Source organism: Sphingobacterium anhuiense, from assembly GCF_042686355.1.
Classification (GTDB): domain Bacteria; phylum Bacteroidota; class Bacteroidia; order Sphingobacteriales; family Sphingobacteriaceae; genus Sphingobacterium; species Sphingobacterium anhuiense.
This window is the reverse complement of sequence record NZ_JBHUPE010000011.1, coordinates 61,688-82,014: the sequence shown is the minus strand read 5'-3', so window position 1 is coordinate 82,014 and position 20,327 is coordinate 61,688. Positions and strand designations below refer to the sequence as shown.

The 20,327-nt window shown below is 36.0% G+C and carries 14 protein-coding genes; 6 read left to right on the top strand and 8 right to left on the bottom strand.

Annotated features, from left to right (window positions below; genetic code table 11):
- The first annotated feature begins 72 nt into the window (after window positions 1-72).
- From ACFS6I_RS20355 to ACFS6I_RS20335, 5 genes are all read left to right on the top strand, one after another.
- On the top strand, window positions 73-573 hold the full coding sequence (locus ACFS6I_RS20355; RefSeq protein ID WP_380923360.1) for a gluconate 2-dehydrogenase subunit 3 family protein: 501 nt from the start codon (window positions 73-75) through the stop codon (window positions 571-573).
- Window positions 574-2,289 (top strand): GMC oxidoreductase, encoded by a 1,716-nt coding sequence (locus tag ACFS6I_RS20350; RefSeq protein WP_380923358.1) that lies wholly within the window; start codon window positions 574-576, stop codon window positions 2,287-2,289.
- A gap of 485 nt (window positions 2,290-2,774) precedes the next feature.
- The gene (locus ACFS6I_RS20345; RefSeq protein WP_380923356.1) at window positions 2,775-5,924 is read left to right on the top strand and encodes a SusC/RagA family TonB-linked outer membrane protein; all 3,150 of its coding nucleotides are present in this window, start codon (window positions 2,775-2,777) and stop codon (window positions 5,922-5,924) included.
- 18 nt (window positions 5,925-5,942) lie between these two features.
- The gene (locus ACFS6I_RS20340) at window positions 5,943-7,505 is read left to right on the top strand and encodes a RagB/SusD family nutrient uptake outer membrane protein (protein ID WP_183917403.1); all 1,563 of its coding nucleotides are present in this window, start codon (window positions 5,943-5,945) and stop codon (window positions 7,503-7,505) included.
- A 48-nt stretch (window positions 7,506-7,553) separates the two neighbouring features.
- Entirely contained in the window at window positions 7,554-8,732 is a 1,179-nt protein-coding gene (locus ACFS6I_RS20335; RefSeq protein ID WP_380923353.1) for a glycoside hydrolase family 76 protein, read from the top strand.
- A gap of 41 nt (window positions 8,733-8,773) precedes the next feature.
- Here the strand turns inward: ACFS6I_RS20335 and ACFS6I_RS20330 are convergent, their stop codons facing one another.
- The 6 genes from ACFS6I_RS20330 to ACFS6I_RS20305 all read right to left on the bottom strand — a co-directional run bounded on the left by ACFS6I_RS20330 (window position 8,774) and on the right by ACFS6I_RS20305 (window position 15,339).
- Window positions 8,774-10,582 (bottom strand): M60 family metallopeptidase, encoded by a 1,809-nt coding sequence (locus tag ACFS6I_RS20330; RefSeq protein WP_380923351.1) that lies wholly within the window; start codon window positions 10,580-10,582, stop codon window positions 8,774-8,776.
- 104 nt (window positions 10,583-10,686) lie between these two features.
- On the bottom strand, window positions 10,687-11,403 hold the full coding sequence (locus ACFS6I_RS20325; RefSeq protein WP_380923349.1) for a carboxypeptidase-like regulatory domain-containing protein: 717 nt from the start codon (window positions 11,401-11,403) through the stop codon (window positions 10,687-10,689).
- Between the two features lie 114 nt (window positions 11,404-11,517).
- Window positions 11,518-12,504: a class 1b ribonucleoside-diphosphate reductase subunit beta gene (gene nrdF / locus ACFS6I_RS20320; RefSeq protein WP_021191849.1), complete on the bottom strand. Its 987-nt coding sequence runs from the start codon at window positions 12,502-12,504 to the stop codon at window positions 11,518-11,520.
- Between the two features lie 98 nt (window positions 12,505-12,602).
- Window positions 12,603-14,708: a class 1b ribonucleoside-diphosphate reductase subunit alpha gene (gene nrdE / locus ACFS6I_RS20315; protein WP_380923347.1), complete on the bottom strand. Its 2,106-nt coding sequence runs from the start codon at window positions 14,706-14,708 to the stop codon at window positions 12,603-12,605.
- Window positions 14,668-15,075, bottom strand: a complete 408-nt coding sequence (gene nrdI / locus ACFS6I_RS20310; protein ID WP_132769222.1) for a class Ib ribonucleoside-diphosphate reductase assembly flavoprotein NrdI — start codon at window positions 15,073-15,075, stop codon at window positions 14,668-14,670. Before nrdI ends, nrdE begins: the two co-directional genes overlap by 41 nt.
- 30 nt (window positions 15,076-15,105) lie before the next feature.
- On the bottom strand, window positions 15,106-15,339 hold the full coding sequence (locus ACFS6I_RS20305) for a thioredoxin family protein (RefSeq protein ID WP_021191847.1): 234 nt from the start codon (window positions 15,337-15,339) through the stop codon (window positions 15,106-15,108).
- A gap of 365 nt (window positions 15,340-15,704) precedes the next feature.
- Here ACFS6I_RS20305 and ACFS6I_RS20300 point away from each other — a divergent pair, with 365 nt between their 5' ends.
- Window positions 15,705-18,110 carry a S9 family peptidase gene (locus ACFS6I_RS20300; protein ID WP_380923344.1) on the top strand — a complete coding sequence of 802 codons (2,406 nt, stop codon included), beginning with the start codon at window positions 15,705-15,707 and terminating at the stop codon, window positions 18,108-18,110.
- A 107-nt stretch (window positions 18,111-18,217) separates the two neighbouring features.
- Here the strand turns inward: ACFS6I_RS20300 and ACFS6I_RS20295 are convergent, their stop codons facing one another.
- Both ACFS6I_RS20295 and ilvA read right to left on the bottom strand, forming a co-directional pair.
- Window positions 18,218-18,736: a DUF2911 domain-containing protein gene (locus ACFS6I_RS20295; RefSeq protein ID WP_380923342.1), complete on the bottom strand. Its 519-nt coding sequence runs from the start codon at window positions 18,734-18,736 to the stop codon at window positions 18,218-18,220.
- Between the two features lie 251 nt (window positions 18,737-18,987).
- Window positions 18,988-20,241 (bottom strand): threonine ammonia-lyase IlvA, encoded by a 1,254-nt coding sequence (gene ilvA / locus ACFS6I_RS20290; RefSeq protein WP_380923340.1) that lies wholly within the window; start codon window positions 20,239-20,241, stop codon window positions 18,988-18,990.
- Between the last annotated feature and the right edge of the window lie 86 nt (window positions 20,242-20,327).

Below are 20,327 nucleotides of genomic sequence, written 5' to 3'. Positions count from 1 at the left end.
AAAAAATTAATCGTTTTAGCTTTGTTATTTTTAATATTATCTTTAATATTACAGCAGTAAGAACACCTTATTATGATGAATCGAAGAACCCTTGTTAAGCAATTGTTTATTATTGCGGGAGGAATTGCTCTATTGCCATCTTGCCTTCGTGAACAAGGAGGGGCATCTATTGTGCTCCAAAATATTAAGTTATCTGCAACAGATGAAGATTTCCTAGCAAAATTAGCTGAAATACTGATCCCTAAGACAGACTCTCCTGGTGGATTAGAGCTGAACTTACATCTGTTTGTAATGAAAATGGTTGATGATTGTGAAAGTCCAGAAAACCAACAGGTATTTGTAAAGGGCATGCAGGCATTAAAGGACAATTCCGAATCGCAGACTCCAGAGGATCTTTTAACCTCGATAACAACTTTGGAAGGTCAAAAGGAGGGAGATGAAGTTGCTTTTTTAAAGATATTCAAAAATCGGGCTATTCAAGGATATTTAAATTCTGAATACGTGATGAAAAACAAGTTGATATACAAATTGATTCCTGGGCCTTATCAAGCTGCGGTAAAATTGAAAGCGTAAATGGCAAATATTAATATAGACAGTCAAAAAGATAGAACCTACGATGCAATTGTGATTGGATCGGGGATTAGCGGTGGTTGGTCTGCGAAAGAATTGTGTGAAAAGGGATTAAAAACTTTGGTATTGGAGCGTGGCCGTGATGTCAAGCATATCAAAGATTATCCGACAACCAATATGAATCCCTGGGAATTTGAACATCGTAATGAGATGCCTTATGCGATCAAAAAGGAGAATCCGATCGTTAGTAAATGTTATGCTTTTCATGAAGATGCTGCTCATTTTTTTGTAAAAGATAAAGAGCATCCTTATGTGCAGGACAAACCTTTTGATTGGATTCGTGGTTACCAGGTAGGTGGCAAATCGTTGTTATGGGCAAGACAGACACAGCGTTGGTCTGACTTTGATTTTGAAGGCCCAGCCCGCGATGGTTTTGCTGTTGATTGGCCGATTCGATATGCCGATTTAAAGCCATGGTACGATTATGTTGAAAAATTTGCTGGGATTGCAGGAGATAAGGATGGATTACCGGAATTGCCTGATGGCGAATTTTTACCGGGCTATCCACTTAATATGGTTGAAAAATATTTCAAACAATCTATTGCAGCTAAATATCCTGAGCGGAAAGTAATTTCGGCACGTTGTGCACATCTTTCGAAGCCTAATCAGATTCATTTTGATCAGGGACGTGTGCAGTGCCAAAACCGTACATTATGTCAGCGTGGCTGTCCTTTTGGAGGTTACTTTAGCTCCAATGCGGTGACATTGCCATGGGCAGCAAAAACGGGTAATATGACCTTGCGTCCTTTTTCAGTTGTACACTCTATTTTATATGATGAGCAGAAAGGAAAAGCTGTTGGCGTTCGTGTTATAGACACCAATACGAAGGAAGAAATCGATTTCTATGCGCGCGTTATTTTTGTTAATGCGGCGGCAATTAATACAAATTTGATTTTATTGAATTCTAAATCAAATCGTTTCCCGAATGGATTGGGTAATGACTCCGGTGTATTGGGCAAATATGTTGCTTTCCATAATTATAGTGCCCGGATTTATGCGGAGTATGAAGGATTGCAGGACTATACAACGGAAGGACGAAATCCTGCGGGCGGTGGTTATATTCCACGGTTTAGAAACTTGCATAAGCAGGAAACAGATTATCTCCGTGGATATGCCGCTGGTTTTGGTGCATATCGGGGTAAAGACAGTGACCGAAGCGGAGCAGGTGAATCGTTAAAAAATAACTTATTGAATCCAAAGCTTGGAAATTGGCAGGTTGGCTCTCACATGATGGGCGAAACTATACCAAAAGAGTCTGGACAGGTAACCTTGGATACAAAGAAAATGGATGATTGGGGAATTCCTCTACTCCATATTGCTGTCGATTACGATGATAACGATGCAAAGATGAAGAAGGATTATCTCGATACCATGGAGGATATGTTCCAGACTGCTGGGTTTACAAATATCCGACGTGATGACGGTAGCCAGGCTCCAGGTCTTGATATTCATGAGATGGGTGGAGCACGAATGGGATTGGATCCTAAAACATCGATGCTGAATAAATGGAATCAAGTTCATTCTGTACCCAATGTATTTGTTACAGATGGTGCAGCGATGACTTCCACTTCTACACAAAATCCTTCTCTAACATATATGGCTTTTTCGGCCCGTGCGGTGGATTATGCTGTAAATGAGATGAAAAAAGGAAATATATAAAAAATTTTAAAGATTAAGTTTTTTGAAAAAAAAACTTAATCTTTAAAATTAAAGCACTAATTTAAACCAATCTTAATTATCACAAATTAAGATAAACCAAACCAAATATCTTCACATCCGGTTTATGATACGGCTTAAGGAATGATATTTACAATTTATTTGCTAAAACGATTAAACAAATTATGATATGATGACCAATTTATGTTCGAAACTAAAATGAAAAACTGAATACCCTTTTATCCATTATAATTAACAAACTGAAGTAATAATTTTGTCTGAGTGTCTTTGAAAGGGAATTCTAGTACAATAATTTTTTACTCTAAATAGCTAAAACGATTAAACTATCATCAAGCTAAGGATACCTATGCTTGAAATTTTAGATGTACTAGCTATATAAGTTGTATAATTAAAAACCAATAAACAAACATGTTTCTTCTTTTAAACGGTTGAAACAAATAAATAAATCTAAAATCACTTTAAAAATTATGAACAAATTTGACGCAAGAACATTTTTGCAGTTGAAGAAAAATTCTAAATTGTTTTTTTCTTTAGCTGTTATTGCTGGATCTATGCAACAGGTAAATGCCTCGTCCGCTACTTTGTCGGGGTATGCGCATGTATCAAAAGCAAAAGAACTTGTTGCTAAGCAAGGACAGGTTAGTGGTAAAATTGTGGACAGTAGCGGAAACCCAGTTTCGGGTGTAACGGTTTCTGTTAAAGGAACTTCTGTAGGTACCCAGACTTCTGAGACCGGTAGCTTTAGTATTAATGCGAAAGTAGGGGATATCCTGGTCATATCTTCAGTTGGATTTAAGACCGCGGAGACAAGAGTAAGTAGTACCTCAGGTCTAACCATTCGATTGGAATCTGCCGCAGATGTGCTGGATGAAGTCGTGGTAGTCGGTTATGGTACTATGCGTAAATCGGATGTGACAGGATCTATTGCGATGGTAAAGGGTGCTGATATGATCAAAGATCAAAACTTTAGTCCATTGGACAATTTAAGAGGGAAAGCATCTGGGGTGAATATTTTCTCCAATTCCAGTCAACCTGGTGCCTATGGCAATAAAGTGATCATTCGTGGTATGGCTACGATTAACTCTTCATCAAATCCATTATACGTCGTGGACGGCGTGGTGATGGAAGATTTTCAATTATTGAATCCTAATGATATTGAAAGTATTGAAGTATTAAAGGATGCGTCTTCTGCCGCAATTTATGGTGCACGTGGTGCAAATGGGGTTATTTTAGTAACTACTAAACGTGGAAATAAAGATGGAAGACGTACCATCAGTTACCAAGGGTCGGTAGGGATAAGTACTCCACAGCGTTACATGGACCTTTTGAATGCGCAGGAATGGACAGATGCATTTATGATCGGTTTAGAAAATGAAAATAAATATCAGGGAAAAACTTGGGATTTGGATCGTTCAAAATGGTTTAATGATCCGGATTACTTTGACGCTGCAGGTAAACCACTATATGATACCGATTGGCAAAAAGAAGCAACGCGTACTGCTATATCGCAAAATCATCAGCTGAATTTGCAGCAAGGAGATGAAAAATCTTCAGTAGGAGCATTTTTAAACTACACGGACCAACAGGGTATCGTCAATAGTACTTATAGTAAGCGTTTGAATGGAAAGTTAGCTTATGATTCGAAGCCGACTTCTTGGTTGTCTACCGCCGTCAATTTAAGTGTAAATCATACTTGGGGACAATATACTCCTGAAGATGGTGGTGGTCAAGATGCCCGTCGTACTATGATTGAAATGTTACCGTGGTATCCTGTACGAGATAAATTGGGTGTGTATACGAATTCGGCTTCTTCTAAAATTTCTGATGTTTTAGGTTTTGAAGGTATGGCCAACCCCGTTTCAATTTTAGAACTGCAAAAGCGGGAGCGCTATAATACACAGATTTTTGGTAATGCTGCTTTAACATTTCATCTGGCCGATGGACTAGATTTGAAAACACAATTTGGTATCGATAATCACCAAAAAAGATATAAAGGTTACTCATCTATAACATTAAATAATATTTCCAGACCGAATGGTTGGGCTGAGAGAGATCATACCAATACTTTATATTGGCAAGAGGAAACGTACTTAACGTATAATAAACAGTTTGATAAGCACCGCATTAATGCGATGGCCGGATTATCATGGCAAGCGCGTACCTATGATTATGATAACTCGAGAACAGAAGGTTTCTTTGATGACTTTTACGAATCAAATAACATGGGAATCGGAATTTTACCAGCAGCTCCGGGATCGAATTGGAACAAATGGGCAATGAATTCTTATTTTCTTAGAGCTTCTTATTCTTACGATAATCGTTATTCTGCGACTATTACAAGTCGTTATGATGGATCATCTAAATTTGGAAAAAATAATAAATATGCTTTTTTCCCATCAGCTGGTTTAGCCTGGAATGTCTCTAATGAAGATTTCTTGAAGGGGAATGAATCGATTAGCAACTTGAAATTTCATACAAGTTATGGCTTAACAGGTAACTCTGAGATAGATCCTTATAAATCTTTAGCTATTGTAGAGGCTGGAACAATTTTATTGAATGGTAACAGAGCTCCATATTCTTTTGTAAATGCAATTGCCAACCCTGATTTAAAATGGGAAAGGACAGCACAATATGATGTTGGGGTTGAGTTGGGGTTATTTCAAAATCGCTTGAATTTTGATGTATCTTTTTACCATAAGAAAACAACGGATTTATTGTTAGATGCACCTGTACCAACTGCTTCAGGATTTAGCACGGTCATGAAAAACATTGGTTCTGTACAAAATCAAGGTTTAGATATGATGATTACAGGAACAGTTGTAGATAGTGAAAACTTCAGCTGGAAATCATCTTTAAATATGAATTACAATAAAAATAAAGTGTTAAAATTAGGTGAAAATAATGCTGATATTTTAATGAATAACTGGGTTGGTGGCGCTAACAGTGTAATTCGTGTTGGAGAAAATTTAAATAGTTTTTACGGTTACCGTAGATTGGGTGTTTATACACAAGAAGATGTGGATGCTGGTAATGCGACTTTAAGCCAGGTTGGAAGAGCGAAACGTACAACTGAGAAAGAAATTATTGGAAAAGGAATTCCAGATTGGACAGGTAGTTTCATCAATAATTTAAGGTATAAAAACTTTGATTTTACGTTAGATCTTCAGTTTGTGAAAGGTGTGGAAGTAATGCAACAATTTTATCACTCTACTTATGATCGTTTTGGAATTACCAATGGTTTAAAAGAGATCTTGACAGATGCGTATAATGGTACAAATCCAAATACGATGCAACAAGCAATCTACTTAACGAATGGAGGACATGCCGGTCAAGATACAAATGTGGATGATTCATGGGTAGCAGATGGTTCCTATATCAGAGTTAATTTAATTCAATTGGGGTATACTTTTAATCCGGATGTATTAAAGCGAGTGGGTATGTCTAATTTAAGGATTTATGCGAATGCAAATAATCCATTTTTATTTACATCGAGTGATTTCAAAGGATATGATCCAGAAAGTACTTCTCAAGGAACAGGGAATTTTGGTCAGAATATGACATTCTTTGCTTATCCGAGAGCGAAAACTTTTTCTTTAGGTGTGAATGTAACTTTTTAAATCGTAGAACTTATCAAAATGAAAAATAAATTAGTAATGTTGTTATTGGCGGGTGTGACATTAACAACTTCATGTAATAAATTTTTGGAAGAAGATCCAAAATCAAATCTATCGTTAGAATATTATTATCAAAATGCTGGGCAGGCCGAGGGAACAATAAATTCTCTTTATCGTCGTGGAGCTCAACAGCGTATTTCTTTTGCTAGTAGTGCTTATATTGGCCCTACAGCATCTGTCAGCACAATGTTAACAGGATATTTTACCAATAGTTATGAAGGCCAAGAACGAATTTGTTTATTTTCGAGGGAATTGACTCGTCAAAATAATACAAACTTAATTTCTGGTACCATGAATACGATATGGGATGATAGTTATAAGGCTATTAATATTGCTAATGCGGGTCTAAAGTATATTCCTAATATTAACATGGCAGATGCAGCAAAAAATCGTCTGATTGGAGAAGCTAAATTTTTTAGAGCCTTTAATTATTTTTATTTAGTGAAAACATTTGGAGCAATACCTTTACCTACAACTCCTAATGAAACTTTAAAGGATGATCTTTATTTGGAACGCACACCAGCGGCGAAAGTGTATGAATTAATTGAAGCGGATCTTAAAGAAGCTGTTGAGGTATTACCTGCGGCTAAATTTGCTCAAAATGGTCATAGAATCACTAAGTATGTTGCAGCAATGACTTTGGCGAATGTATATTTACAGCAAGGAAAATTTGCAGATGCTGCTACAGCAGCTAAAATTGTTGTTAATTCAGGCCATAGCATGACTGTAAATACTGATCTAGGCATGAGTAGTGCTTATAATCGCTTACGTACTACAGATGATTTGGATGAAGTGATTTACGCACAAGAATATGATGCTAATATCAGTAGTGGTAGCTGGTGGCCAACTTATGCTTTTAATTCTTCTGCTGTATCGGTATTTGATAAATATTCGATCTTTGAACGTGTTTTTGGTCCAACAAAACAATTTTTGAATGTGTATGATACAAAAGATCTTCGTATTCAACCCAATCAATTTTTTCACTGGAAATATACAAATCCAATTAATGGTAAAGTTTGGGAATCTACTGATGCAGGTATTTGGTATTATTTTGATGAACAAGCGTTATTAACTACTGGTAAAGCAACAAAAGATTGGAACTTTTATCGTTACCCTGAAGCTTTGTTGATTGCCGCTGAAGCAATTGCTAAAAGTGGTAGTGTGACTGCTGAAGCAGCGGGCTACTTAGCGCAGGTTAAAGCTCGTGCAAATACAGAAGGTAAAACTGTTGCTCAATTTACTTCTGATTTACAAGGTTTATCTGTTGATCTTTTTGTGAAAGAATGTTGGATTGAACGCTTGAGAGAATTTCCATTAGAGTTCAAGATGTGGGATGATATTGTAAGGACGAAGATGTTTCCTGTTATCTCTACTACTGATGCTGGTAAAATAGATTTTGTACCCCTTATTGGTGCTAAAAATGCATCAGGTGCAGTATTTAAAGAATCTGATCTTTTGTGGCCTATATCACCGGATGAAATTCAAAGAAATAATAAACTAACGCAAAACGAAGGTTATAAATAGCATAATGAGGCTGTCCAATCAAATTGGACAGCCTTTTTTAAGGATCTAATGATGAGAATATTTAGTTTTTATCTACTTTTTATTGTTTCACTTTGGTCGAATGGTTTACAGGCACAGGAAAAAGTACACTTTGATGTTGCAGCCGCGCAGACTATGAAACAGATTTATCATTTATTTGGCAATGTTGAAAACCAGCTTCTATTGGAAAGGTTTCCTTTTGATGAAGGTTTTAAAGCCGATTATTTGAATAACACCGAACAAGCATCGCAGCAAAAGAAATATGCTTATCTATGGCCTTTTTCGGGTAGTTTTTCAGCTGTTAATGCTTTGATGGAGTTGCCGAAGAAAAAAAGAGAATTTCAGAATGTACTCGATCAAAAAGTATTGGTCGGCCTTGCGGGGTATCGTGATCAAAAACGCATTCCTGTGGGATATGCATCATACTTAAATAACGCTCCTGTTTCCGATCGCTTTTATGATGATAATATCTGGCTCGGTATTGATTTTACGGATAGTTATTTATTGACGAAAAAACAAGATTATCTTACTAAAGCGAAGGAAGTATGGGCGTTTGTGATGAGCGGTGAAGACGACCTACTTGGTGGTGGTATCTACTGGTGTGAACAAAAAAAAGAATCTAAAAATGCATGTTCTAATGCTCCTGCGAGTGTATTTGCACTAAAGATGTATGAAGCAACGAACGATAACCATTATCTGGAAGAGGGCAGGAGACTTTACCATTGGACCAAAGAAAAATTAGAAGATCCTAATGATGGTCTTTTTTGGGATAATATGAGCTTAAATGGACATATAGATAAAGCAAAATATTCTTATAATTCGGGTCAGATGTTACAAGCAGCAGCTTTATTGTACCGATTGACTCAGGAGAAGCAATATTTGATGGATGCTCAAAAGCTCGGAGAAGCCTGTTATTCTTATTTTTTTCAAGATGTCACAGGACAAGAATTTAAATTGTTAAAAAACAGCAATCTATGGTTTCATGCTGTGATGATGCGGGGATTTATCAGTCTATTTGAACAAGATCATAATCCTAAGTATTTGGCAGTTTTTGCTCATAATCTGCAATATGCCTGGAACCATATGCGGGATGAAAAAGGTTTGTTCTATACGGACTGGACACTTAAAGATAGGAAGGAAACGAAAGGGTTGCTAGATCAGTGTGCATTTGTAGAGATGTATGCGCGACTGGCAAAACTTGGATACTAATAAAAAAATAGGCTGATTATATCAGCCTATTTTTTATTAAATTATAATACATTGATTCTTTTTCCATCCCATCCCACAGCCTTGACCTGTGTTGTACCTTTTGGAGTATGAACGGTTGTGCTGGAGACGTCATTAGACCCAGCTCCTACAAATGCAATTTTTACAAGTTTATCACCTGCATAGGTTTCAAATGCTACAGCATTTTTCCAAGCGCTGTTTTGAACAATGATTTTATCTTCTTTTTTCTCGAAACCAGAACCTTCGATCCCGTTTAAGGGCAGTCTATTTTTATAAATTGAAGTGCTGTTTGCAGTAATATAATGTAATACCGGTGTGGAAGGTTTCTTATACTTAGATGCATACTGTTTTACGACTGCAATATCAGCTGCTGTGATGGTCATCTGTGCGCAGGTATAATCATCTACCCAAAGATCAATAGGGATAAGCATTCCAGACTGTTCAAAGAAATCTGTGAGATCTAATTTTGATGCATCACATGCGTTTTTGATAAACTCGAGCTGGTAGTATGCGTCTTGTTTAGTTGCTATTGCTGGAGCATTAATTGCTTTCGTGAAGATATCACCATAAAAGTTTTTGTTCTCCCATGAATTTCCTTTTCCTGCGACATGGAAGTACAGCTGTAATTGCCAAAGTGGAACTAGTTTTACGAAGTGATCTCCGCCCCAATCACGTGGACGTTGGCGATCCCACCTGTCTGGGCCGGCTTGTGTTAACCAGGGTTGACGGTGTACAAATGCAGATTCCATATAAGCAGTGATACGGCCTCCAATTTTAGGTTCATCATAGTCTTTTAAGCGTTCTCTTTCTAATTTGGGACTATGGCTGTTATACGTATATTGTGTCCATACGGAATAGATGTTATTGGTTACCTCTGTTGTACCTACCCATTTCATATTAGGCCTTACTTGGTTGACATGACCAAACTCATGCGCTACTCCCCAAGAATTTTTCCTAAGATTAGCCACATTTGCGACATCTTTCATGGTATTATCGTGAAATGCAGCACCGATACCATCAGCATGCATAAATCCTTGCCAGATAACACGGCCAAACATTCTGTTCTTCGGAACTCTTTTTGTTTGTGTCAACCCCATGATTTGGTGCTGGATACCAATAATAGAATCATAAAGTTGGATCAATTCTACGCCTTGATGGGGTGTATTTTCTTGTAATGATTTGACCGAATATGCAAGTTGTACTTGTTTTCCTACAATATCTAAGATGGGGCCAGAAGCATTTGCTAGCATACGATCCCAATCTTTATTGGTATGCTTACCTCGTTCAAAGACATCATTCACTTTTCCACCTAGTATGTGAATGTTGATCTTTTTTGAAGATACTTTGTCTTCTGTGAAATATTGAATATAAGCATTTCCTTTATTTTCGATTTTCAAAGCATTATAGCCTTCTTTTAGATTGTAGTCTTTTTGTTTGAAGTTTTTATCATCCCAGTTTGTTACACGTAGCGAAATCGGATTTCCATTGGTCTTTCCAACCCATACAATAGCTTCATCTCCTGCTGTGAAGTAAATACCAGTAGGATTTTCATATTGAGAGTAAGGGCTTGTTTTAAGTCGCTTGCTTAGGCTATTGGGAGATTGATAATTTGTATAAGCGCGTAAACGTTTTTGAATGGGGTAAGATCCCTCTTTTAATTGTCTAGCAGCCTGCTTTAATATCAAATTATTGATATTTTCAATGTCCTGATCTTTGGCATTCTTTTTTACTTGACTGTAATCGTCTTTTGCAAATACTTGGCTATACTGTTGCTGAGCGTAAGACTGTACAGTTATTACAGTTATCAATAAAAAAGTAAATAGTTTATTCATCGTTATTGAATTGGTTTGAAGGTAATTTCAAATATAATCCAAAAGATAGCTTTATTTATGACCTTCATTTAAGACAAACGATTGTGTAATATAGGTTTTACTATTTATAATTTTTTCCATATTTCTTCGGTTACCCACACGGAGTTTGGAAGTTGATATTTCACTCTTATCTGGTGGTCTTTTTCTGTTTTGGAATAAAATAAGATATTGGTTATCCCTTGCAGTGATTGATCATATGAATACTCGATGTCTTCATATATCTGATTATTTAATGCTGTAAATCTACCTGATAATTGTTTGGATCCATTTGAACTGGTAATTATGAAGGATCGATCTGCGTTATACTCTTTTATATTTCCAAAAGAAGTTTTTCTCTTGGTGCTGTGCTCTGTCCCATCGGATAGAATCCGAATGTTAGCGATTTCAAGAAGTTTCCATTTACCGACTAAAAGTTTATCAAATCCTGCTGAAACAATGACTTCTTCTAGTTGATTGGCGGGCCTCGGGATTAATTTTAAAGTTGTTATCTCGTGAGTAAGATCGCTGGTTTTTATAGTGAGCATGTTATAATTGAGATGCGATATGCGTATATTTTTACTTTGTGTATTTCCTAGACGTGCAATTCCATTTTCATCCGAAACGGTTCCATTATTTTCCTCTTCTAAAAATATACTTGCTTTGGGTATGGGGTTTGATGTTGTGGCATCAAGCAGAATAATTTTTTTTAATTGGGCTTGGCACACATGGTTGTAACATAAGTATATCATTAAAAAGCTTAGAAATACAAGTGTGCCTGAAGGCTGTTTTTGCAATGTGGTCATAATCGTCAGGTTTAGGTTATCTACCTGTATGACTACGAAGGATTGAATTAGTTTAAAATAAAAATTCCCTTTACATAATCTGTAAAGGGAATCGCTATAATAGAATTTAGATAGTTATACGTTGACCGTAGCATCCATTTTAAAATCGTCATCTTTCAGGTGTACGATTTCCATTGATTTTTCATAGTTTGTTGATTTCTTCGAGAAGAAGTCATGTTGTGTTGTTTCTGTATTTAAGCCATTTAAAACAATTGGATTTACCTGCTTCACTTCAAAGATCGGATCAAATCCAAGATTCATTAATGCCTTATTACCGTTGTAACGAACATATTCTTTTACTTCTGCTGTTAAACCAACTTCGGTATAGATTTCTTCTGTATATTTCATCTCGTTATCGAACAATTCGTTCAATAAATTGATGAATTTTTGTTTCACCTCTTCTTGATTTTTTAGTTTTTTGAAGACTTCTTGTGCCATTAATCCAACGAAAACACCGTGGATAGACTCATCCGCAATAATTTTTTTGATGATATCTGCTGAAGCAACCATTTGTCCTTGACCACATAACCATAATGGCAAGAAGAAACCTGAATAAAATAGAAACGACTCAAGCAGCACTGAAGCAGCTAATGTCATAAATAATTCTTCATTTGTTGGATTCTTTTTGTCTAATACATGGTAGTAAGAGTCAATGGTGGATGCTTTGAATTGCAAAAATTTATTTTGTTCAACCCAACCAAAAATATCATTGATTTCGTTTGTAGTAGATACCGTTGTAAAAATAGTCGAATATGATTTTGCATGGATCGCCTCCATCATACACATATACGATAATACAGCCTTATTTTGTAACGATTCTGTATGTTCGATGATTTTTGGCATTCCTGTATGACTTTGTAGAGTATCTAACAATGTCAATCCGCCTAATGCTTTTTTGTAGCATTCTTTCATTTCCCAGCTTAATCCTTTCCAACTATCAATATCTTTTGAAGGGATATATTCGGTATCAATCCAGAATTGTCTAATATTTTGCTCCCAAAACATCAAGGCATAATCATTATCTGGCGTATTCCAGTTTACAGCAGTATATTGTTTACTCATTATTTTACAGCGAGAATTATTGAATGTATATGTTAATAGCGCTATTCAAAAGTTTTAATAACTTTTGAATAGCTTATGGGTTTTATTTTAAATGAAGTTTATGCTGAACAAGAAACACAATCTTCAATAGATGACTTACGTGTACGCGTATAATACAATGATTTTAACCCTAATTTATGTGCATAAATGTAGTATCTAGATAGATCACGTGTATTATCTTTAGAATTTGTATGTAAAATCGTACTTACTCCTTGATCAATGTGACGTTGGATTACAGATACTAATTTAAGTACCTTGAATTGATCCATGTCGTATGCCGATTTGAAGTAGAAGTAATTATCATTTGTCAAATAAGGCATTGGGTAATAGGTTGTACTATCTCCATATTCGCGAACTTCGATGATATCCACAATCGGCATAACAGAAGCGGTTGCGTTCATGATATAAGATGTAGATTGGTTCGGTGCAATAGCCAGACGATATGCATGATAAATACCGTGCTCTTGAACGTCTGCTTTCAATTTTTCCCAATCTGCAATTGTTGGAATATGTACTCCTTCAAATAATTCTTTAACCTTATCTGTTTTTGGCAAATAATCGCGTTCTGTATATGTGTTGAAATATGATCCATCTGCATAAGCTGACTTTTCAAATCCTACAAATGTTCTTTGACGTTCACGTGCGATTTCCATCGATGCTTCCAAAGAGTAGAAGTTCATCATCATAAAGAATGCATTGGCAAAGTCTAATGCTTCCTCCGATTCGTACATAATAAAGCTTTTCGCTAAATAACCATGTAGATTCATCGCTCCAAGTCCTACTGAATGTAATTCTTTATTTGCTTTGGCGATAGAAGGAACCATTTTGATATCTGTTACATCAGATACCATTGTTAAAGCACGCATTGCTAATTTAACAGATTCTTTAACACGCTTATTATCCATTACGGTAGCAATATTCAAGGAACCTAAGTTACATGAGATACCATATTTGATTTGATCTTCTTCTCCGTAGATATTTATTTCTGAAACTTCAGACACCTGCATGATCTCCGTACATAAGTTTGAGAATTTTACTTTACCAATGCCATTCAATGCATGAGCACGGTTGGTGTTTTCTTTGTAGAAGATATAAGGATAGCCGGACTCTTTTTGTGTCTGTGCAACCTTTACTAACATGTGACGGGCGTTGATTTTCTTTTTCTTGATATTCGGATTGGTAATCAACTCTTCGTACATTTTGTCCATATCCATTTCATCCAATGGAATGCCGTATTCCAACATCACAGTATGTGGATATATTAAGTAACAGGCTTCATCTTTTTCAGCCAATTCCATGAATTTATCAGGAATAATGATACCTATAGAAAGGGATTTGATACGTACTTTCTCATCCACATTGATTTTTTTACAGTCTAAGAACTCTTCAATGTCAGCATGAAAAATGTTTAAGTATACAGCTCCAGCACCAGGACGCTGACCCAGTTGATTGGCATACGAGAAAGTATCTTCCATGATTTTCATGATTGGAAGAACACCTCCTGCGCGACCTTCAACTCCTTTGATGGCTTCGCCACGAGCACGAATTTTCGAGATATTGAATGAAACTCCGCCTCCGATGGAAGATAATTTCATTGCTGAATCAACCGCATAGCCGATACCATTTAAATTGTCACCAATTTCATCTAGGAAACAAGAAACCAATTCTCCAGAACGTTTTTTACCTGCATTTAAGAATGTTGGTGTTGCTGGTTGATATTCTTGATTGATGAATAATTCGGCATAAGCAATTGCTTTTTCTACACCTTCGTGACGCGCTAAAAATAAAGCTACTGCTACGACACGGTCTTCATAACGTTCTAAAAACTTTTCTCCAGAATCGTCTCTTAACGCATAGCTTTGGAAAAATTTAAACGCAGCCATGAAAGAGGCAAAGCGGAATTTTTTTGCAAAAACAAAATTATAGACCGTTTCCATTTCTTCGTATGTAAACCATTCGTAGAAATTGATATAGTAATTTTGTTCAATTAAGTAATCGATTTTTTCTTTTAAAGTATAAAAGAACACCGTGTTCTTATTCACATACTCTAAAAAATAGGCACGTACTGCCTCTTTATCTTTATGTAAGCTAAACTCGTCATCATGTTTAATCATGATTTCGTTGTTAAGCAATATCCAGTTTTTTGCTACCTCGTTTGCTACCATCGCAGTTGTTCTTTATGATGTCAATAAATTGGTTAATATCCTCCATTGTACCAGACAATTCAAATTTGAAAGCCAATGGGATGTCAAAGTCAGCTGAAATTTTATCAGCGGCAAGTCCAAAGTTCTGTCCCCAGTTGCGGTTCCCGCTCGAAGTGACCGAATATATTTTAGACGCGTTTGCAGTCATAAATATGCGGGTCGTTTCGGGCATTTGTCCGAAATTAGTTGTGAACGTTACGAGATGCCCCGATTCTTCAGCAATAAGATCTGCGGTTATTTTATGAGCATGCCAGCCTGTGATTTGGGTAAGCTTGTCCATAAAACGTTGCACATTTCCAGTTTTGCTATCGTAATAAATATGTATCATGGATTATAAAAATTTGATACCAGATTATTATTATAATGCGATCGCTCCTAATTCTTCAGGCTTAAATCCAATGATACGGTGTTGAATTTCGTCATTTTCCAAAACGATTACGGTCGGAACTGTGCGAACTTTAAATTTTGCAGCTAAATCCGGTTGGTCAAATGGGTTGATAGACTCATATTTGATACCTTTTTGATCTAGATATGCAGATACTTGCGCACAAGGTGCACAATCGTTTTTCTCGAATTTGATGATTCTTGCCATGATTATACTTAAATTTAAAATCGCGCTTCCTAAAAGAAGGCGAGTTGAGTTGAATGATTTTAACAAGTTTGAGAAGCCTAATTTCCCAACTCTAACAAATATCATAAATTTAATTTGAAGCTGTAATTTGACTTTTCCACATTGGTGGAAAAAAATGATCGATATAGGGCTTTGCGCATGCGGAATATTTGTATTCGCTTGGTTATCAATATTAATTTAATGTTGATAACTTTAGAAGATAGAAAATATCTGTATTTTAAGAATGTTTTTTTAGTCTAATATTTATGTCATAAAGTGACTACACTTTCTTGGTTTAATCTAATTATTTACTATATTTTGACAGCTTATTATATTAAAATATATATATGAAAAAATTACTTTGCGGTTTACTATTTTTATTATCTCTGGAAGCCTCCGCTCAAGAGAATGTCACTTTCCAAAAACCTTCTTCTGAAATTTTAGCCTTAGCTGATTTTATACGCCCTCCACAGATACGAATGTCAAATGATCATAATTGGATCTTATTTTTATATCGACCTACTTATAAGTCTTTGGCAGAGTTGGGGCAGGAAGAGATGAAGCTGGCCGGTCTTCGTATCAATCCGGCAACAAATGTTGAAAGTGCAGAAACCTTCTTTAATAAATTTTCTTTAAAGAAAATTGCTGATGATAAAGAGATTACAGATTTTAAAGGCATGCCAGATGATCCCGCACTAGCAAATTTATCGTTTTCACCAGATAATACGAAATTAGCTTTTACCAATACAAATACTACTGGTACGGCTTTATTTATTTTAGATTTAAAATCATTGCAGGTCAAACAATTGACTTCATATGTGTTGAATACGTTGTTAGATGCACCTTATAAATGGTTCCGTAATTCTGAACGTTTGTTGATTTCAACACTACCAGTAAATAGAATAAAATTAATTGACCAAACAAAAGATTTGCCGACCGGACCAGTTGTTTCGACAAGTGATGGACAGGTGTCGCAATTGCGAACATATCAGGATTTGCTGAAAAACCCACAGGATGAGACTAATTTTGAAACGTTGGTTCAGTCTGAATTACAAATTGTAGATCTAGATGGTGCAGTTCAAAAGTTTACTGATAAAGCAATTTTTGCCGGGACCTCTTTTTCTCCAAATGGCGAATATATTTTAGTGAATACGATTAAAAAGCCTTATTCTTATATTGTACCTTATTCTAGATTTCCTCAGGAAACAGCTATTTACGACCTGACAGGGAAATTAATTACGAAGGTGAATGATGTTCCTTTGATAGAAGTTATGCCTAAGGGTTTTTCTGCTACACGTACAGGTCGTCGGAATTTGCATTGGAGAGATGATAAACCGGCAACTTTAGCCTATGTTGAGGCTTTGGACGGCGGTGATCCTGGAAAGGATGTTGAATTCCGTGATGCTTTATATACATTGGACTTTCCTTTTACCTCATCACCTAAACTGATCACAAAAACCAAAGATCGCTTTGCCGGTGTCACCTGGGGAAATGATCAATATGCACTGGTCAGTTCGCAATGGTATGATACCCGTAATGTGAAAACATTTTTGATTAATCCAAATTCTGGAGCGTCAAAATTGATTAATGACCGCAATAGCCAGGATATATACAATGATCCGGGAGATGTGTTTAGGGCACGTAATAGCTTTGGAATGTATCCGATGTCTATCCAAAATGATAAAGTGTTTTTAATAGGGAAGGGATTTACAAAGGAAGGAGAATTTCCTTTTGTGGATGAGCTGGATCTAAAGAGTTTAAAGAAAAAAAGACTTTACACAGCTAAAAAATCAGATCTTCAAGAACGTATTATTCAGCTTATTGATCCGAAAACGGGAGAAATGATGGTTTCTCTGCAATCTGCTTCGATGTTCCCAAATTATTTCAAAAAGAATATTAAAACAGGAAAACAAAAGGCATTGACACAGTTGGAAAATCCATTTACGGATTTAGAAAAAGTACACAAAGAGATCTTGAATTATAAACGTAAAGATGGTGTTGATCTTTCAGGTACGTTATACCTGCCTGCAGGTTACGATTTTAAGAATAAGGAAAAGCTTCCTTTGTTGATCTGGGCTTATCCAAGAGAATATAAAGATAAAAATACTGCTGGGCAAAGTACGGCAAATCCGAAAGAATTTACGTATCCGAGCTATGGATCATTTATTTATTGGGTGTCTAAGGGATATGCCGTATTGGATAATGCCGCATTTCCAATTGTTGGTGAGGGTACTCAGGAACCAAATGATACTTTCATTGAACAGCTTGTTGCGAATGGCGCGGCCGCAATCGATGCTGTCGATAGTTTAGGTTATATTGACAGAAAGAAAGTTGCTGTTGGGGGGCATTCTTATGGTGCTTTTATGACCGCGCACCTATTATCTAATTCAAATTTATTTGCTGCCGGAATAGCAAGGTCTGGTGCTTATAACCGTACGTTAACTCCTTTTGGATTTCAAACCGAACAACGTAACTTTTGGGATGATCCACAACTGTATATGACCATGTCTCCATTTGTAAGTGCTGATAAGATGAAAACTCCTTTATTACTTGTACATGGGGGGGCAGATAATAACCCGGGTACCTTTACATTACAGACGGAACGCTATTTCCAAGCATTAAAAAATCTTGGAGCTCCTGTTCGTATGGTTATTTTACCGCGTGAGGCACATGGTTATGTTGCAAAGGAGAATATTTTCCACCTATTGTGGGAACAGGATAGGTTTTTGGAAAAATATTTAAAAAACAAATAACCCTTAGTAAAAAGCCAGATAATTTTTATCTGGCTTTTTTAATACTTATGCGTTTTTAACGCATTTCAAATGTTATTTTATACTTTGATATCTTTTGAAGTTCTTAATTAGAGCGCTGCTTTGACTTGTACTGGTAGTAAATGATCGCCCCATATTAATGCAATTTTACCAGACTTATCCACATCAATTTTAAATTGTTCCTGTGCTGTAGTGCTTGTTGAATTTCTAACATTTACACGTAATGCATCTTGTGCTTGATCATATTTTGTTCCCCATTGATTCCATGTTTTATTGAAAATAACAATTGTTTCCTGTTCTCCGGGAATGGTATATAGGCTATATTTTCCTTTGGGCAATTTTTTACCTTCAATGAGGACGTCTTTATCAAATGCTACAGTTGTTGCTTCATTTGCACCAGTTCTCCATATTTCTCCTACTTTAACAATATCAACACCAATTTGTCTTCCTTTTAAAGAAGGTCGGCTGTAGTTTACATCAATCGTTACACCATCACTAGTAGTGACTTTAACACTATCGGGTGGGCTTGGTCTTTTACTTTTATCAGTTTGTCCAAATACAGTGGTACAAATGATTGTTAACATAAATAAGATAGCTGTTGTTTTCATAATATTTTTTAATTAAATATACATAAAAATTTAAAGTAAAAAATTGATAGTAAGCTTTTTAAAGTGATTTCATGTATTTCGAGATATCTATGTCACAATTTTAGTTTTGTTGATATATAGGTAGATCGTATGGTATAGTTTTAACGTAAATGAGGAATAGTTGCACTTGGAGAAGGCTAGAAATAAATTTTAATATAAAAAGGGGATTATGTGTTTTGCATATTCCCCTTTTACTTTTTCTAATTAAGTACTTAAACGAGGTACTCAAATAAGGTTTGATCTTTATTTAATTCGATATATTCAAATTTGTTTTCCGTCATTCTTTGTAACAAAGATTGATAATCTGCCGGGTTGTTTAGTTCGATACCAATCAAGGCTGGACCACGCTCGCGTTCGGTTTTTTTGATAAATTCGAAACGGGTAATATCATCTTTTGGGCTTAGTACCTCTGATACAAATAATTTTAAAGCTCCTGGGCGGTTTGGAAAACGTACAATAAAGTAGTGTTTATATCCTTCATATAAGAGTGATAATTCTTGGATTTCACTCATACGGTTGATATCATTATTACCTCCTGAAATGATGCATACTACCTTTTTGCCTTTTATTTCATCTTTATGAAATTCTAATGCCGCTACTGATAGTGCTCCTGCCGGTTCTACGACGATGGCATCTTTGTTATATAGTTCTAATATACATGTACAGATTTTTCCTTCTGGGATAGAACGGATATCATCTAAATACTGACGGCTGATTTCGAATGTCAGATCTCCCACTTTTTGAACAGCGGCTCCGTCAACAAATTTATTGATTTTTTCAAGTTCTACAGGTTTTCCTACAGTAAATGCTGCTTGCATAGAAGCGGCACCTTGAGGTTCGACGCCATAGCATTTGATATTGGGATTTTTGTTTTTTAAATAGTAACTCGTTCCTGCTGAAAGTCCACCGCCACCGATTGGAATAAAAACAGCATCAACATCTGGTAAGTCTTGTAAGATTTCTACTGCTACTGTTCCCTGTCCTTCAATAACCTTGGGATCATCAAAAGGCGGGATAAAGGTCATGTTATTTTCTTCAGTATAAATGCGAGCCGCTTTCTGACAGTCATCAAAAGTATCTCCGGTCAATATAATTTCAATATTGCCATTGCCCCACATTTCTGTTTGTGTTATTTTTTGTTTTGGTGTTGGACCTGGCATAAAAATAACACCTTTGATGTCTAGCTTTTTACAAGAGAAAGCAACTCCCTGCGCATGATTGCCTGCGCTGGCACATACGACACCACGCTGCTGTTCTTCTTGGCTCAGGGAAATAATTTTATTATATGCACCTCTTAATTTGTATGATCTAACAATTTGTAAGTCTTCTCGTTTCAGATAGACGTCTGCGCCATATTTCTCAGAAAGATAAGTGTTGTATTGCAAAGCAGTGCGATTGACGACGTCTTTGATACGATGGTAAGTGCTTTCTGAGTCGATTTGTAAATTAGAAAAATCTAAACTCATTTTGTTTTATTGTGATTAGGTGATTGTTTTTTTATTCAAATAAAAAAACGTCATTTCGACTTAGAATAAAAGTAAATAAGTTTTTT

Bases quoted from the DNA above. Each gene is read 5' to 3' on its own strand.
- ilvA (WP_380923340.1), bottom strand. From the start codon at position 20,241: ATGAGTTTAGATTTTTCTAATTTACAAATCGACTCAGAAAGCACTTAC.
- ACFS6I_RS20300 (WP_380923344.1), top strand. From the start codon at position 15,705: ATGAAAAAATTACTTTGCGGTTTACTATTTTTATTATCTCTGGAAGCC.
- ACFS6I_RS20355 (WP_380923360.1), top strand. From the start codon at position 73: ATGATGAATCGAAGAACCCTTGTTAAGCAATTGTTTATTATTGCGGGA.
- ACFS6I_RS20345 (WP_380923356.1), top strand. From the start codon at position 2,775: ATGAACAAATTTGACGCAAGAACATTTTTGCAGTTGAAGAAAAATTCT.
- ACFS6I_RS20325 (WP_380923349.1), bottom strand. From the start codon at position 11,403: ATGACCACATTGCAAAAACAGCCTTCAGGCACACTTGTATTTCTAAGC.
- ACFS6I_RS20295 (WP_380923342.1), bottom strand. From the start codon at position 18,736: ATGAAAACAACAGCTATCTTATTTATGTTAACAATCATTTGTACCACT.
- nrdF (WP_021191849.1), bottom strand. From the start codon at position 12,504: ATGAGTAAACAATATACTGCTGTAAACTGGAATACGCCAGATAATGAT.
- ACFS6I_RS20350 (WP_380923358.1), top strand. From the start codon at position 574: ATGGCAAATATTAATATAGACAGTCAAAAAGATAGAACCTACGATGCA.
- ACFS6I_RS20330 (WP_380923351.1), bottom strand. From the start codon at position 10,582: ATGAATAAACTATTTACTTTTTTATTGATAACTGTAATAACTGTACAG.
- ACFS6I_RS20305 (WP_021191847.1), bottom strand. From the start codon at position 15,339: ATGGCAAGAATCATCAAATTCGAGAAAAACGATTGTGCACCTTGTGCG.
- nrdE (WP_380923347.1), bottom strand. From the start codon at position 14,708: ATGGTAGCAAACGAGGTAGCAAAAAACTGGATATTGCTTAACAACGAA.
- ACFS6I_RS20335 (WP_380923353.1), top strand. From the start codon at position 7,554: ATGATGAGAATATTTAGTTTTTATCTACTTTTTATTGTTTCACTTTGG.
- nrdI (WP_132769222.1), bottom strand. From the start codon at position 15,075: ATGATACATATTTATTACGATAGCAAAACTGGAAATGTGCAACGTTTT.
- ACFS6I_RS20340 (WP_183917403.1), top strand. From the start codon at position 5,943: ATGAAAAATAAATTAGTAATGTTGTTATTGGCGGGTGTGACATTAACA.